The sequence below is a fragment of the Tritonibacter sp. SIMBA_163 genome, from assembly GCF_046535935.1.
GTDB lineage: Bacteria > Pseudomonadota > Alphaproteobacteria > Rhodobacterales > Rhodobacteraceae > Epibacterium > Epibacterium scottomollicae.
This window is the reverse complement of sequence record NZ_JAWJBP010000003.1, coordinates 349,248-363,276: the sequence shown is the minus strand read 5'-3', so window position 1 is coordinate 363,276 and position 14,029 is coordinate 349,248. Positions and strand designations below refer to the sequence as shown.

At 61.8% G+C, this 14,029-nt stretch carries 15 protein-coding genes and 1 riboswitch; of the genes, 3 read left to right on the top strand and 12 right to left on the bottom strand.

Annotation, left to right across the window (positions count from 1 at the left end; genetic code table 11):
* Positions 1-28: 28 nt before the first annotated feature.
* From R0J92_RS08685 to miaB, 10 genes are all read right to left on the bottom strand, one after another.
* A complete protein-coding gene (locus tag R0J92_RS08685) occupies positions 29-406 on the bottom strand; it encodes a hypothetical protein (protein WP_106161916.1) in 378 nt (125 codons plus the stop codon).
* Between the two features lie 62 nt (positions 407-468).
* Positions 469-1,140 carry a hypothetical protein gene (locus tag R0J92_RS08680; RefSeq protein ID WP_411051389.1) on the bottom strand — a complete coding sequence of 224 codons (672 nt, stop codon included), beginning with the start codon at positions 1,138-1,140 and terminating at the stop codon, positions 469-471.
* A gap of 329 nt (positions 1,141-1,469) precedes the next feature.
* Positions 1,470-2,651 carry a methionine adenosyltransferase gene (gene metK / locus R0J92_RS08675; RefSeq protein WP_106161915.1) on the bottom strand — a complete coding sequence of 394 codons (1,182 nt, stop codon included), beginning with the start codon at positions 2,649-2,651 and terminating at the stop codon, positions 1,470-1,472.
* Positions 2,652-2,659: 8 nt separating this feature from the next.
* Positions 2,660-2,708: riboswitch (SAM-SAH riboswitch) on the bottom strand.
* Positions 2,709-2,762: 54 nt separating this feature from the next.
* The gene (gene lnt, locus R0J92_RS08670; RefSeq protein ID WP_411051388.1) at positions 2,763-4,289 is read right to left on the bottom strand and encodes an apolipoprotein N-acyltransferase; all 1,527 of its coding nucleotides are present in this window, start codon (positions 4,287-4,289) and stop codon (positions 2,763-2,765) included.
* Positions 4,286-5,188 carry a hemolysin family protein gene (locus R0J92_RS08665; RefSeq protein ID WP_106161913.1) on the bottom strand — a complete coding sequence of 301 codons (903 nt, stop codon included), beginning with the start codon at positions 5,186-5,188 and terminating at the stop codon, positions 4,286-4,288. Before R0J92_RS08665 ends, lnt begins: the two co-directional genes overlap by 4 nt.
* 22 nt (positions 5,189-5,210) lie before the next feature.
* The gene (ybeY, locus tag R0J92_RS08660; RefSeq protein ID WP_317384297.1) at positions 5,211-5,723 is read right to left on the bottom strand and encodes an rRNA maturation RNase YbeY; all 513 of its coding nucleotides are present in this window, start codon (positions 5,721-5,723) and stop codon (positions 5,211-5,213) included.
* A 374-nt stretch (positions 5,724-6,097) separates the two neighbouring features.
* A complete protein-coding gene (locus R0J92_RS08655; RefSeq protein ID WP_317384298.1) occupies positions 6,098-7,117 on the bottom strand; it encodes a PhoH family protein in 1,020 nt (339 codons plus the stop codon).
* 195 nt (positions 7,118-7,312) lie between these two features.
* Complete coding sequence (locus R0J92_RS08650; protein ID WP_411051387.1) at positions 7,313-7,618, bottom strand: hypothetical protein; 306 nt, start codon at positions 7,616-7,618, stop codon at positions 7,313-7,315.
* A gap of 12 nt (positions 7,619-7,630) precedes the next feature.
* Positions 7,631-8,218 carry an OmpA family protein gene (locus R0J92_RS08645; protein ID WP_411051386.1) on the bottom strand — a complete coding sequence of 196 codons (588 nt, stop codon included), beginning with the start codon at positions 8,216-8,218 and terminating at the stop codon, positions 7,631-7,633.
* Positions 8,219-8,556: 338 nt separating this feature from the next.
* Positions 8,557-9,879, bottom strand: coding sequence for a tRNA (N6-isopentenyl adenosine(37)-C2)-methylthiotransferase MiaB (miaB, locus tag R0J92_RS08640; RefSeq protein ID WP_106161909.1), 1,323 nt, complete (start codon positions 9,877-9,879; stop codon positions 8,557-8,559).
* 163 nt (positions 9,880-10,042) lie between these two features.
* On the opposite strand from miaB, the gene R0J92_RS08635 reads away from it, so the two are divergent.
* Positions 10,043-10,912, top strand: coding sequence for a hypothetical protein (locus R0J92_RS08635; RefSeq protein WP_411051385.1), 870 nt, complete (start codon positions 10,043-10,045; stop codon positions 10,910-10,912).
* A 156-nt stretch (positions 10,913-11,068) separates the two neighbouring features.
* On the opposite strand, the gene R0J92_RS08630 is transcribed toward R0J92_RS08635, so the two are convergent.
* Positions 11,069-11,866 (bottom strand): phytanoyl-CoA dioxygenase family protein, encoded by a 798-nt coding sequence (locus tag R0J92_RS08630; RefSeq protein WP_411051384.1) that lies wholly within the window; start codon positions 11,864-11,866, stop codon positions 11,069-11,071.
* 94 nt (positions 11,867-11,960) lie between these two features.
* Between R0J92_RS08630 and R0J92_RS08625 the strand changes: the two genes are divergently transcribed.
* Positions 11,961-12,869 carry a LysR family transcriptional regulator gene (locus R0J92_RS08625; RefSeq protein WP_411051383.1) on the top strand — a complete coding sequence of 303 codons (909 nt, stop codon included), beginning with the start codon at positions 11,961-11,963 and terminating at the stop codon, positions 12,867-12,869.
* Between the two features lie 5 nt (positions 12,870-12,874).
* Here R0J92_RS08625 and irrA read toward each other — a convergent pair whose 3' ends face one another.
* Positions 12,875-13,291, bottom strand: coding sequence for an iron response transcriptional regulator IrrA (irrA, locus tag R0J92_RS08620; RefSeq protein ID WP_317384303.1), 417 nt, complete (start codon positions 13,289-13,291; stop codon positions 12,875-12,877).
* Between the two features lie 228 nt (positions 13,292-13,519).
* Between irrA and fabA the strand changes: the two genes are divergently transcribed.
* On the top strand, positions 13,520-14,029 hold the full coding sequence (gene fabA / locus R0J92_RS08615) for a bifunctional 3-hydroxydecanoyl-ACP dehydratase/trans-2-decenoyl-ACP isomerase (protein ID WP_106161900.1): 510 nt from the start codon (positions 13,520-13,522) through the stop codon (positions 14,027-14,029).

Here is a 14,029-nt window from a genome sequence, read left to right as displayed (position 1 = left end):
AGGTCAAGCGGCACAACGCCGGCGACGGTCAGTCGGACGGCCCGGTGCGGCGTGATCCCATGGTGTCCTCGCCGTCCCAATGAAAACAATGCAGCATACGATGCGCCACCGGCGCAATCATGATCCCGGATACAGCCAAAGCCACGAACCCGCTGTAGAGCGCGAACAGACTGGTGAAGAGACGCCCCGCCCCCGTCCGGGGCATCTCGGCCAGTCCCAACCCACTGATCAGCGTGCTTGCATGCAGGACCGCCTCGGACAAGGGCAGCGTCTCGAGATGCATCAGCGCCACTGCACCTGCAAAGACCGAAACGGCCAGCAGCATGACCGCAGTCAGGACATGCCACCACAGGCGGCGCAGAAAGCGAGGGCGCGAGAGCGGCGGCACATGCCGTTGTTCATACATTGCGATAGCCTCCCCCCTGCCCCGCCTGCGGCTGGCAGCGCAAATGACCCCGACCGGTGCGCTCAGGGCGCTTCGTCACGCAACACCCCTGCCTCGATCAGCTGCATGCGGGTGGGATACCATTCGTCACCCGAGTCTACCTGCAACGTCTGGATGGCAAATCCCGGCTCAACACCGTTGTCGACCATGTAGCTGAGGTACTCAAACATTTCGCGCTGCGTGTCGGTGTAGATCCAGGATCCAAAAACGAAGGGTGTGGCCCAGCCACGGCTTTCGCGCAGATCTTCATAGTAGCCTTCTACCGCCTGCGGCGGCCAGGAACGGCGATGAAATCCAATCTTCGAGCCCAGCGTCATTTCGCGACGCGCGCCTGCAAGGAACACGTCGACACAGGCACTGACGCATTCACCATCCACCTGCGTGTTCAGACCATAATCCGATACGATCCACGCGATTTCAGAACTGGCGTAAATGCTGCCACCGCTGGAGTTAAGCTGCAGCGTGCTGACGTCCGGATGTTCCTGCAGAAGGCTGCGGAACAGGTCGATATCGGAAATCACGATCTCGCCGGGTTGGTCGTCCGCAACCGCCTCGGTATCAAAGGACAGCGTGCTGCCATCCACGAACAGACGACCCGCCCCGTCGTCCAGTGCCGATGCCGGCGCGGCCAAGATCAAGGCCGCGAGGCTCAGCAACGCCCTGACTGGCCTCGTTTTGCATCCCAGTATCGCCATATTGGCCCCCTTGCCCGATCTGCTACGCCCCCTTGAATAGCGGGCGAAGGGTATAAGGAGCAAACCCGTTCTGCAGTTCAAGAAAAAGAGAGCAACAGAACGGCCCTGCGATATCACTTAGGCAAAGATGAGCATATGAGCGGCCCAGCTCGCGCGGCCTCCCTGTCATAGACAGCGCTGTCTGCCCTCGCGCAACGGCGGGCAATACCTGTCAGTTGCATTGGCCAGTCCGGCGGACCTGCGCGAGATCTGCTCCAGATGGCCGATACAAAAACGGGCGAGGGTTTCCCCCGCCCGTGATTCTGCGTGACGTGATTGTAGTGCCGCGCTCAGACCGCGCCCTTCAGCGCGCCGGTCAGGTCAGTGCGCTCCCATGAGAAGCCGCCATCGTCCTCCGGCGCACGACCAAAGTGGCCGTATGCGGCGGTGCGCTGATAGATCGGCTTGTTGAGACCCAGATGCGTGCGGATGCCGCGCGGTGTCAGGTCCATGCATTTGCGCACGGCAAACTCGATCTGTTCGTCCGGCACGACACCGGTCTCATGAGTGTTCACATAGATCGACAGCGGCGCAGCCACGCCAATCGCATACGAAAGCTGCAGCGTGCATTTATGCGCAAGACCGGCAGCCACAATGTTCTTGGCCAGGTAGCGCGCGGCATAGGCTGCAGAGCGGTCCACCTTGGTCGGGTCTTTGCCGGAGAACGCGCCGCCGCCATGCGGCGCGGCGCCACCATAGGTGTCCACGATGATCTTGCGACCGGTCAGGCCCGCATCACCATCGGGACCACCGATCACAAACTTGCCGGTCGGGTTCACGTGCCAGACGGTGTTGTTGGTCAGCCAGCCCTCGGGCAGAGACTCGCGAATATACGGCTCTACCATGGCACGGATGTCGGCAGAGGTCAGTGTCTCGTCCAGATGCTGTGTCGACAGCACCAGCGACGACACCTCGACCGGTTGGCCGTTTTCATAGCGCACAGAGATCTGCGATTTGGCGTCCGGACCAAGTGCCGGCTCGGTGCCGTTCTTGCGCACTTCGGCAAGGCGACGCAGAATTGCATGCGAGAACTGGATCGGCGCAGGCATCAGCGCATCTGTTTCATCGGTGGCAAAGCCGAACATGATGCCCTGGTCGCCCGCCCCCTCGTCCTTGTCGCCAGCCGCGTCGACACCCTGCGCGATATGGGCGGATTGCTCGTGCAGCAGGTTGGTGATCTCAACCGTTTCGTGGTGAAACTTGTCCTGCTCGTAGCCGATGTCCTTGATGCAGGCGCGGGTGATCTCGTCGATCTTGCCCATGTAGTCCTTCAGCTTGTCCTGGTCCGCCAGGCCAACCTCACCCCCGATCACCACACGATTGGTGGTTGCGAAGGTCTCCGCGGCAACGCGCGCCTCCGGCTCTTCGGCGATCAGCGCGTCGAGGACGGCATCGGAAATCCGGTCGCAGACCTTATCCGGGTGACCCTCGGATACGGACTCCGAGGTGAAGGTGTAGTTATTTCGACTCATAAGAGATGTGCTCCGCTAAATGAAGTCCGCCACGTCAGGAAGCCGTTGTGGCGGCGATGTAGAACGCAGTAGGCGCGCTCACTCCTTGGGTCAATCTATAGCTTCAACAGATTAAGCAAGTGTTCGCCGCCGGTTCATGCCCAGCCGTGGCAGACTGACGACACAAAGCAGCAGCAGGGAAACGAACAGCGCCGGCCAATCGCCACTGCGACTGTAAAGCGTCGGCGGCAAGGGGCGGGGCAAGCGTGCGTCAAGGTAGCCTGCGGTATTGAGCGCAAGACTGTCCCGGACATGACCATAGGGATCGATGACCGCAGAGACGCCGGTATTTGCAGCCCGCAGCATCGGCAAACCCTGCTCGGCGGCGCGCAACTGTGCCTGAACGAGGTGCTGATAGGGGCCGGAGTAGTTGCCGAACCACGCATCGTTGGTGATCAGAACCAGATAATCCGGCCGAGAGGGCGTGGCATTCACATCCTGCGCAAACACGCCCTCGTAGCAGATCAGCGGCAGCGCCCGGCCTGCGATCGTGTCCAGCAGCCGCCGTTGCGTCCCGGGCGCATAGCCACCGGCAGCGCGGGAGGCGAGGCCGAAGACGCCGAACCTCTCCCATAGCTTCGGGAGCGGCATGTATTCGCCGAAGGGCACGAGATGCACCTTGTCATAGATGTCGAGCGCCTCACCTTCCGCACTCATCACCACGGCAGAATTCATATAGCGCCCGTTTTCCTCGCGCTGGATGCCATAGATCACCTCTGCCCCTCGCGCGGCCTCGACCAATGCCGGGCGCACCTCGTCGATGTAGTTTTGCAAGGTGGGGATCGCCGTCTCTGGCCAGATCACCAGATCCGGACGTCCGCTTCCGGCCTGAGCCGGAGCGGCGGCGGTAAAATCGAGCATCCGCTGCACGAACATCCAGCGTTTCTCGGGCAGCCATTTTTCAGCCTGTGGCGCATTGGGCTGCACCAGACGCACGGTCTGGCTGGTCAGCGGCAGATTGCCACCAAACGGACGTCCATCGGGCAGCCAGCCTGACGCAATCACCATCAGGCCGATGGGCAGCACTGCAAACAGGGGACGCCGGGCCAGCAGCACGCAAGGCAGCACCGCCAGCAAAAGCAGCACCGCAAACCCATGCGATCCAACCCAGGGCACGGCCCGCAAGACCAGATCGCGTGGAAATGCCAGCTGCGCAAAACCCGCCCACGGAAAGCCCGTCAGAACATAGGCACGGGCCAGCTCGGCCAAACTCCATGTGGCCACCAACGCAAACACCCGCCAGTCACCGCGAGACATCCTTACGCCAGCCCAGAAGGCGAGCGCCCAGAACAATGCCAAACCTGCCGCCATCAGCACCAACGCAAAGGGCGCCATCCAGCCAAATGTGGCCGCGTCAATCTGAAACGGCTCCATGATCCAGCTGAGACCAAAACCGAAATAGCCGCAGCCAAACAGCCAGCCTATCCCGCCTGCGCGACGCGGCTGGTCCGAGCGCAAGAACAAGAGCGCAACGATCAGCAATGCCACCGGCGTCGTCCAGACCGCGGACACAGGCGCCAATCCCGGCGCCATCAGCGCACCCGCACCAAAGGCCAGCCCATAGGGGCCAAACCGACCAAGCGCGGGCGGCAAACTCATTCCGCGACGATACCGGGCAGGCGCACACGCAGGCGCTTGATCCGGCGGGGATCAGCGTCGACCACCTCGAACTCCGGACCTTCTGGATGCTGGATCACCTCGCCACGCGCTGGCACGCGCCCCGAGAGCATGAAGACCAGCCCGCCAAGCGTATCGATTTCCTCGCCATCCACATCTTCGTGACGGGTCAACGGAATGCCGATCTCACTCTCGAACTCGACCAGCGGTGTACGGGCCTGCGCAACATAACAGCCGGGCTTTTCCTGCACCCAGGTCTGATCCTCTCCGCTGTCGTGCTCATCCTCGATTTCGCCGACCACCTGCTCGATCAGGTCCTCGATCGTCAGCAGGCCGTCGACGCCACCATATTCGTCGATCACCAGCGCCATATGGCGGCGCTCGGCCTGCATCTTTGTCAGCAAGACACCAATCGGCATGGACGGCGGCACGAAGAGCAGCGGCCGCAACATATTGGCAAGGTCAAACCCTTCGCGCTCACAATCGAAGCCATAGGTCAGAGCAAAATCCTTGAGATGTACGAATCCCAGCGGCGTGTCCAGTGTGCCTTCGTAGACCGGAACGCGGGTGAAACCAGTGTCACGAAACATCTGCACCAGCTCTTCGCGTGCGATCGTCACGGGCACGGCATCAATCTCGGCGGTCGGAATTGCGACATCCTCGACCCGCAGCCGGCGGAGGTTCATCATGCCCGGTGGAGGGTCCGCGAGGATTTCACCGCCATCTTGCTCCGGCGCGTCATCCTCGGTGGTTTGGGAAAAACTCCCGAAAATCTTACTCAGGAACCCGGGCGTCTCCGCCCCGTTCAACGTTGGTTCCATCGCTTCAATGTCCTGCAGCGCGCTCTGCGCTGCGTTAGAACTGCCTTCTATATCGCCCATTGTTCCATTCCAAAGTGGCCGCTCACGGCCCGTCCTCCAAGATATATGGGTCAGGAATACCCAGTTTGCCAAGTATCCTGACCTCCAATGTTTCCATGACCGTGGCGTCGCTGTCACGAATGTGATCATAGCCCAATAAATGCAACGTTCCGTGAACGAGCAAATGTTGCACATGATGCAGCGGATCTTTGCCCGCTGCGGCCGCCTCGGCCATGCAGGTGTCATATGAGATCGCGATGTCGCCCAACGCCGCATCTCCCATGAAATCCATCTCCGGCTCTCGCGGCGTCGCGCCCGCCTCCTCGGCGGCCAGCTCTTGCGCCGGCCAACTGAGGACATTGGTGGCTTTGGACTTCTGACGAAAGTCCGCGTTCAGCTCGGCGATGCGCGGGTCATCACAACCGAGAATGGAGACCTCCCAGTCCTCGCCCCCGAGACCCAGACAGTCCAGCGTGGCCGCGATCGCGACCTCCGCCTGCTTTTCCAGCGCCACTGTTTCCCAGCGGCCATCTTCGATCACAACATCCAGTATCATCACCCCGCCTTACCTCGACCTTAATCGGAACAAAAGCACCGAAGATACGACACCGCACTGGCACACCCCGCCAGCACCGTCATCCGCCCGCTGCGCCTGACTTATACCGCAGTTAATGACGAGCAAGCGCAGCGCAGGCGGCGAACATCCGCCGTCCCGCCGGTGCTAGGGGCGGTTGCTCTGACGCGAAGTCCGCCGGGGGCGTTGATCAAAGACCACTGGACGGCGCAGCACAGCATGCCGAACGCGTTGTCCTGCCGCTCGACCTTACGCATTGGCCCAACTTCAGCTTTTCATAAATATCTCCGCCGGAGGCTCCTGCGTCGGCCCCTACCACCTAATCCGGCGACAGGACGAGTGTCAGACCAGGCAGATCACCCCGTCATTTCGTCCTTGTCATAGGCCTCGATGATCGCGGCCACGAGCGGGTGGCGGACCACATCCTTTGCGGTGAAATAATTGAACGAGATCTTCGGGATCGGCGCCAGCAAACGTTCGGCATCCTGCAGCCCGGATTGCACGCCACGCGGCAGATCGACCTGGGTCCGGTCGCCGGTGATCACCATGCGAGAGCCCTCACCCAGACGGGTCAGGAACATCTTCATCTGCATGGTGGTGGCGTTCTGCGCTTCATCAAGTACCACATAGGCATTCGACAGCGTGCGCCCGCGCATGAAGGCCAGCGGCGCGATCTCGATGGTCTTTTCTTCCTTCAGCTTGGCCAGCTGCTTGCCCGGCAGAAAATCATTCAGCGCGTCGTAAAGCGGCTGCATGTAGGGATCGACCTTTTCCTCCTGCGTACCGGGCAAAAAGCCCAGCCGCTCGCCCGCCTCAACAGCAGGCCGACAGAGGATGATCTTGTCCACATGGCCCTGGATGAACATCGACACGCCCACGGCCACTGCCAGATAGGTCTTGCCGGTGCCCGCGGGCCCGATGCCGAATGCCATCTCGTTTTCATAGAGGTTCTTCACATAGGCCTTCTGCGCGTCCGTCCGTGGCTCGACCAGCTTTTTGCGGGTCTTGATCTCCACCTTGCCGCCGGTGAACATCTCCATCTGGCTGTCTGGACCAGAGGCCGCAGCCTCCTCGTCAGAACGATCCAGACGCAGCTCGCGATCAATGTCTTCCCGCTCAACCGGACGCCCGCTCTCCAGGCGTTCATAAAGCAAAGACAGCAACTCCGCAGCCTGCTGACACAGCTCAGGATCGCCATGCACGATCAGCTGGTTGCCGCGCCGGATGATCTGCACGCCCAGGCGTTGCTCGATCTCGGCGAGGTGACGGTCGAACTCGCCGCACAGCTCTATCAGAAGTCGGTTGTCAGGAAATTCCAGCAGCACTTCGGGTGCTGGGGCGTGCTCGGAGGACGGGGGCAGAACACTAGTGGCCAAACGGCTCTCCTGTTGTCAAATTGCCTCTTCAGTCTGCATCTCCGCGCGCGCCCGCGCAAGGGCTAGCCCGCTGGGAAACGCCGGATTTCACGCAACTGCTACATTGGACCGGCAAGGCACCGCGCAAAAGACCCGCCCAGCGCGAAAAAGGCGGCGCCGTGAGGCACCGCCTGGACATCTGCCAAAGCAATCGGATCAAATCGGGTCGGTGAAGGTCGACCCGCTCTTGAAGGGTCCGACCGCCACATTGCGCGGCAACTCACTGTTGCAGACCGGCTTGCCGTCCGGGGTCATGCGCGGATCCAGATAGCCCTCTACGCCATCATCGACGATCCAGTGTTCGCACCCCTGCGGGTCAACCCATATGCCGGCCGTCAGACCGGCAAGGTCGCCATCACCACCGTCAAAAAAGTTCTGATCGCGGGTCTTGTCAGACACATCGCCACATGCTGCAAGCACAAGCCCGAGCGTGATCACTGAGACCCCTTTGATAATCTTCATACTCCAGCTCCCTCAGCGGCTTACGCAGTAAATTTCGACTCGGCGATTCTGCGCCCTGTTGGCAGCCCCACGATTGGGAACGCGTGGACTGCGCTCGCCATAGGCCCGGATGTCCCTGATACGCGCCCCGACCGAACGACCAACCTGCGCCACCGCGTTGGCGCGACGCTTGGAGAGGGCCATATTGTATTCATCCGAGGCACGGCTGTCGGTATGACCGGCGACGATAAAGTAACGGGTCCCCGGCATCGTGGACTTAAACCACTCCTGAAGGCGCTTGCGCCCTGCGGCATTAATGGCGCTGCCGTCGGTGGCAAAGAACTGATCGGTCGGCATCATGCCGCAGAGCTGACCTCGGCGGCAAACAGGTTTACCGTCCGGCGTCATATGCGTGGTCATGTAGCCCTCGGCACCATCATCCATGACCCAGTGCTCACACCCGTCTGGATCAACCCAGATGGTTGGTACATATCGTTCGCCACGCAGCGGGGCGGTCTCTTGCGCGGCAACGGGTGCGGCCAGAGCGAGCGAAACGACGGTCGCGGCGCAGGCAAGAGGCGCACAGGCTTTGCTTAATATTCGATTAAACACAACAGGCATCCTTCAATTGGCCCACTTGGGAATGATCCTTTCTGAACCTTCCGTGTCTTATGTATGTCCCTAATTTACACTAATTTTCCCTGAACATGAGGCCACTCCATGGGGAATTTCGCGGCGTTCACAGCGCGCGTGCGAAACAGTTCCGCACTTGGCGACTTATTGCTGACGCACCGCGATCAATGAGGCCGCCAGCCCTTCAGAATGTGAAAGTAAGTTCTGCCCAGCCGCCACCACCGAGTCGCACAGCGCTCTGGCGGTCGCAGCCTTCAACACCTGAATTGTGCGCGTGGCTGCACATCGACCATACGCCTAGTCCGCCGACGCAGCCGCCGTCGCGCTCAGCCGATCAGCTCGCCAGCCAGCGAGTTGGTCCCGGAGGACAGGATCCGCACCCGGCGCAGGTCGCCCACGGCGGCATCGCAGTCAGCCACATGAACCGCGTGCAGATAATCGGACTTGCCCACCATCTGGCCTGCAAAGCGCCCGGGCTTTTCGAACAGCACGCCAACCTCGCGGCCCACCATGCTGTCCTGCACCTCGCGCTGCTGGCGGGTCAGCAGGGCCTGCAGCCGCTGCAACCGGTCGTCTGCTTCCTTCGGGTCCACCTGCGCACGTTCTGCAGCCGGTGTGCCCGGACGGGTGGAGTATTTGAACGAATAGGCGGTGCCGTATTTCACCTCTTCCACCAGATCGAGTGTGGCCTGGAAATCCGCTTCGGTCTCTTCCGGAAAGCCGACGATGAAATCGCCGGAAATCAGGATATCGGGCCGCGCTGCCCGAATGCGCTCGATCAGGCGCAGATAGCTCTCGGCTGTATGAGCCCGGTTCATCCGCTTCAGGATCTTGTCCGACCCCGCCTGCACCGGCAGATGCAGATAGGGCATCAGCTTGGCACAGGTGCCATGCGCCTCGATCAGATCATCCATCATGTCGTTGGGGTGCGAGGTGGTGAAGCGGATGCGCTCCAGCCCGTCGATCTTGTCAAGCTGCCAGATCAGCTGCGCCAGCGTCGTGTCACCGTCGGCACCCGCGCCGTGATAGGCGTTGACGTTCTGCCCAAGCAGGGTGATCTCGCGCACGCCGCGTTCCACCAGATCCTCCGCCTCGCGCAGGATGCGGTCAGCCGGGCGGGACACCTCGGCACCGCGGGTATAGGGCACCACGCAGAAGGCACAGAATTTGTCACAACCCTCCTGCACGGTAAGAAATGCGGTGGGGCCACGCTTGGCCTTGGGGCGGCGTTTCAGCTGCTCGAACTTGTCTTCCTCGGGGAAATCGGTGTCGAGCACCTTTTCACCCGCACCCGCCTTGGCTTCCATCTCCGGCAGGCGGTGATAGCTCTGCGGACCAACCACCAGATCCACCAGCGGCTGGCGGCGCATGATTTCCTCGCCCTCGGCTTGGGCGACACAGCCCGCCACGCCGATTTTCAGATCCGGCTTATCAGCCTTCAGCCCCTTGAAGCGGCCCAGCTCGGAATAGACCTTCTCGGCCGCCTTTTCGCGAATGTGGCATGTATTCAGCAGGATCATGTCCGCGTCGTCGGGGGATTGCGTTTCCACATAGCCCTGACCGCCCAGCGCCTCCGACATGCGTTCGCTGTCATAGACGTTCATCTGACAGCCGTAGGTCTTGATATAGAGCTTCTTGGGCGCGGTCATGGCGGGGCTACCTTCTAGCGACGGGGAGCAAGGCGAAAGAACAGCGGCAGCGCATAGCGCGAATTGTGGCCGCTTGCAATGGCAGGGCAATTACCCGATTTTAACCGCGAACACCAGACAAGGCACCGGGGCACAACCGGGGCGGAGCAGAAGGACAGGCCCGATGATCTATGCCTCGCTGGAGGATTTCCTGCAGACCGGCAAATCGGTGCTCGCCAAAGGACCGGTGGCGCTGATCTTCGTCGAGGATGAGGTGGAGATCGGCACCAGCTTACGCCATCACCTGGATTGCGGCTTCAAGGCGGTGGTGGCGTTGATGCCCGATGCTTTCGACCTGCCCAGCGACGTGGCGGAAAGGGTGCATCGCGTGCCCTTCGACTGCGGCCCGGCCGAGGCGGTGGTGGAAGGCGTCAACAGGGTGATCGCGGCGGCCAGCCCGGGCTGCTGGCTCTATTACTGCTATAACGCCGAATACCTCTTCTACCCGTTTTGCGAGTCGCGCACAGTAACCGAGATGCTGACCTTCCACGCGGAGGAACGGCGCGATGCGATGCTGACCTATGTAATTGACCTCTATGCCGGCGATCTGGAGACCCATCCCAACGCGGTCTCGATCGAGGACGCTTGCCTGGATCGCTCCGGCTATTATGCGCAGGGACGCAAGGACCCCATTACCGGTGATCCGCGCGACCGGCAGCTGGATTTCTTCGGTGGCATCCGCTGGCGACACGAGGAACACATCCCCGACGCCAGCCGCAAGATCGACCGCATCGCATTGTTTCGCTCCAGGAAAGGCTTGCAGCTGCGCGCCGATCACACGTTCAACGAACAGGAATACAATACCTACGCCTGCCCATGGCACCACAACCTGACTGCAGCGATCTGCTCCTTTCGCGCCGCCAAGGCACTGAAGCGCAACCCCGGGTCCACATTCGAAATCCAGAGCTTCAAATGGCACAACTCCACGCCGTTTGAATGGCACTCGCGCCAGCTCCTCGACCTCGGCCTGATGGAGCCCGGCCAGTGGTTCTGAACGCCCCGCACCCGCGAAACATGACCTCCGGCAGAGCTATGAACAAAACGACGCAGGCCCTGCGCCTGTCAATTTCATCTTTTCCCCAAATACCTCGGGGGTGAGGCGCCCTGGCGCCGAGGGGGCAGCGCCCCCTGCCCCGCTCCCTGACCCGCCCTAGCGTTGCAACAACAACGGAAACCAATCCTCGCGCAGACGCTGGCCCGGGGTCATGTCATGGCCCGGAAACGGCGGCGAGGTCGGCCCCGGACGCTCCACATACCGCGCATCCTGCCCCACCAGCCGCAAAGAGAACGCCCGGCGGCGCATGTCAGAGGTATTGCCGCGCGCGCCGTGCAGGGTGCGAAAGTGGAACGCCACCGCATCGCCGGGCTCCATCTCCCACTCCATCACCCGCATGCCCTCCGCGTCCGGGTCCGGCACCGCCATGTACTGCCCTTCATCGGCAAAGAACCCCTCTTGCGAGACCCAGCGGGTGGGCAGCACTTCCTTTTCCCAGCGATGAGATCCGGCCACGCAGCGCAGGCTCGCCTCCCGCACCGGGTCGAGCGGCGACCAGAAGCTGACGGTCTGCTGACCCTCGACAAAATAATAGGGTCCGTCCTGATGCCAGGGGGTCGCCATCGAGGTCCCCGGCTCCTTGACCAGCACATGGTCGTGAAACATCTGCACCAAATCCGAACCCATCAGATCCGCGGCCACCTCCGCTACCGGCGAGGCCTCAATGGCGGCGGCAAACTCCGGAATGCGGGTCCAGTTGCAGTAGTCATCGAAGAAACGACCGCTTTCGCCCCGCTTATCGTTATTGGAGGCATAGGGACCGGGTTCCGCCATATTGGCCGCCACCCCCTTGCGCAGCAGTTCCACCTGATCGCGGAACAGCCCCTTGATCATCACCACGCCGTCGCGCTGATAGGCCTCGATCTGATCTTCGCTCAGCAACGGATGTACCATGATGTACCTACTCCCTCTGACTATCTGTTCTTCTGACCGTCTCAGGCGGCGTGCATAGTTTCAAATCATATCTTTCTAAGATAGCCTTCTGCTGATGTTATACCTGACACTACGCCACTACGAATATGTCACCGCCATTGCCCATCACGGCAGTCTGTCGGGCGCGGCGGCGGCCCTGCATGTCAGCCAGCCGGCACTGTCGGCGGCGCTGTCGCGGATCGAGGCGCATCTGGGCCGGGTGCTGTTCCTGCGCCGCAAGGGCGCGCCGCTGGAACTGACACCGCAGGGGCGCGATTTTGTCACGGGGGCGGAGGCGCTGCTGGTGCAGGCGGCCCAGCTGGAGCGCGCAGGCACCGCCGTGCAGGCCGCACAGCACCTGACCATCGGCTGTTTCAGTGATCTCGCGCCCTTCCTGCTGCCACGCGCCCTCGCCACCCTGCGCGCCACTCTGCCGCAGGTCCGGCTCGATATCATTGAGGGTCACTTTGAGGATCTGATCACGGCCCTCAGGGCGGGCAGCTGCGATCTGGCGCTGACCTATGACCTCGGACTTGATTCGAGTTTCACCCGGCAGGACCTGCACCACATCACACCTAAGGCGCTGATGCCGCCAGATCACCCGCTGGCCGCGCAGGAGGATATCAGCCTTGCCGAACTGGCCCGGGCGCCGCTGATCCTGTCGCGTGAGGGCCTGTCGATCGCCCATATGATGCGGCTGTTCAAAACTCTGGGACTGGTGCCGGAGGTGGCCCATCGCGCCGCCTCGCTGGAACTGTTGCGCAGTCTGGCGGCCCGAGGCGAAGGGATCGGACTGGCCTACAGCCTTCCGCCCGGCGACCTCACCTACGACGGCATGCCGCTCATCGCGCGTCCGATCCGCGATGCCCATGCCCGGGAACCAGTGGTGCTGACCTGCCATGCGACACCGGCGGACGGGTCGCCCACCGCACAGGCCATGACGGCGCTCACCTCGGCGCTGACAGGAAATTCTTCAGAAAGTTGAGCCGCTTACTTCTTACGCAGACGGATGACTACATCGACCGAGGCGATCTCCATCCCCTCGGGCGGCTGCGGCAGGGACTGGATCACCAACTCCTCGGACGGGGCATCGCTGACGCGGCCCTCGCCTTCCCAGTAATAATGCGGATGGTCATGCACATTGGTGTCGAAATAGCTCTTGGAGCCATCAACAGTGATCTCCTGCAGCACGCCTGCCTCGCAGAAGGCGCGTAGCGTGTTGTAGACCGTCGCCAGCGACACGGCTGCACCATCGTCCTTGGCCGCATCAAACAGGCTCTCGGCGGTGACGTGACGGTGCTGGCCATCGCCCACCAGCAGAGAGGCCAGCGTCACGCGCTGGCGGGTCGGGCGCAGGCCCGCCTCCATCAGCCACTTGTTGGCGTTCTCTTCATGGGTCGGCGTCATGATCACCTTCCTACTGTTCACATCCACTGGCGTTCTATATGGCAGAATACTGCCCGTTTTCAATCCGATTTGCAAAGACAGCCGCCCGTTCTTCCGGCACAGACCTGATAAAACCTCACCTCACCCTCGCACATGCAGCATCGCGCTGCCCTTGCAGGACATGTAAACGCGGTGCTAATGGGGTCGTTGAACCTATTTTGAGACCCACAGGCAGGAGTTGCCCCGCACATGGCCCAATATCCCAGCAGCTTTGACAAGGAAGACCTGCTCAAATGCGCAAGAGGCGAGCTGTTTGGACCCGGCAATGCACAGTTGCCGGCGCCCCCGATGCTGATGATGGACCGCATCACCGAGGTGAGCAGCGACGGCGGTGAGCATGGCAAAGGCCATATCATCGCGGAATTCGACATCACCCCGGACCTGTGGTTCTTCGAGTGCCATTTCCCCGGCAACCCGATCATGCCCGGCTGCCTCGGCCTTGATGGCCTGTGGCAGCTCACCGGCTTCAACCTCGGCTGGCGCGGCTGGCAGGGGCGTGGCTATGCGCTTGGCGTTGGCGAGGTCAAACTGACCGGCATGGTGCGCCCGGAGCGTAAAATGCTGACCTATCGCATCAATTTCACCAAAGCCCTGCAAACCCGCCGCTTGACCATGGGCGTCGCAGACGGGATCGTGGAAGCGGATGGTGAGGTGATCTATCAGGTCAAGGACATGAAAGTGGCCCTCTCCGAGAGCTGA

What these genes read in the sequence shown, in the direction of transcription:
- R0J92_RS08685 (WP_106161916.1), bottom strand. Translation starts at nt 406, where the DNA reads ATGTATGAACAACGGCATGTGCCGCCGCTCTCGCGCCCTCGCTTTCTG.
- R0J92_RS08680 (WP_411051389.1), bottom strand. Translation starts at nt 1,140, where the DNA reads ATGGCGATACTGGGATGCAAAACGAGGCCAGTCAGGGCGTTGCTGAGC.
- metK (WP_106161915.1), bottom strand. Translation starts at nt 2,651, where the DNA reads ATGAGTCGAAATAACTACACCTTCACCTCGGAGTCCGTATCCGAGGGT.
- lnt (WP_411051388.1), bottom strand. Translation starts at nt 4,289, where the DNA reads ATGAGTTTGCCGCCCGCGCTTGGTCGGTTTGGCCCCTATGGGCTGGCC.
- R0J92_RS08665 (WP_106161913.1), bottom strand. Translation starts at nt 5,188, where the DNA reads ATGGGCGATATAGAAGGCAGTTCTAACGCAGCGCAGAGCGCGCTGCAG.
- ybeY (WP_317384297.1), bottom strand. Translation starts at nt 5,723, where the DNA reads ATGATACTGGATGTTGTGATCGAAGATGGCCGCTGGGAAACAGTGGCG.
- R0J92_RS08650 (WP_411051387.1), bottom strand. Translation starts at nt 7,618, where the DNA reads ATGAAGATTATCAAAGGGGTCTCAGTGATCACGCTCGGGCTTGTGCTT.
- R0J92_RS08645 (WP_411051386.1), bottom strand. Translation starts at nt 8,218, where the DNA reads ATGCCTGTTGTGTTTAATCGAATATTAAGCAAAGCCTGTGCGCCTCTT.
- miaB (WP_106161909.1), bottom strand. Translation starts at nt 9,879, where the DNA reads ATGACCGCGCCCAAGAAGCTCTATATCAAGACCTACGGCTGTCAGATG.
- R0J92_RS08635 (WP_411051385.1), top strand. Translation starts at nt 10,043, where the DNA reads ATGATCTATGCCTCGCTGGAGGATTTCCTGCAGACCGGCAAATCGGTG.
- R0J92_RS08630 (WP_411051384.1), bottom strand. Translation starts at nt 11,866, where the DNA reads ATGGTACATCCGTTGCTGAGCGAAGATCAGATCGAGGCCTATCAGCGC.
- R0J92_RS08625 (WP_411051383.1), top strand. Translation starts at nt 11,961, where the DNA reads ATGTTATACCTGACACTACGCCACTACGAATATGTCACCGCCATTGCC.
- irrA (WP_317384303.1), bottom strand. Translation starts at nt 13,291, where the DNA reads ATGACGCCGACCCATGAAGAGAACGCCAACAAGTGGCTGATGGAGGCG.
- fabA (WP_106161900.1), top strand. Translation starts at nt 13,520, where the DNA reads ATGGCCCAATATCCCAGCAGCTTTGACAAGGAAGACCTGCTCAAATGC.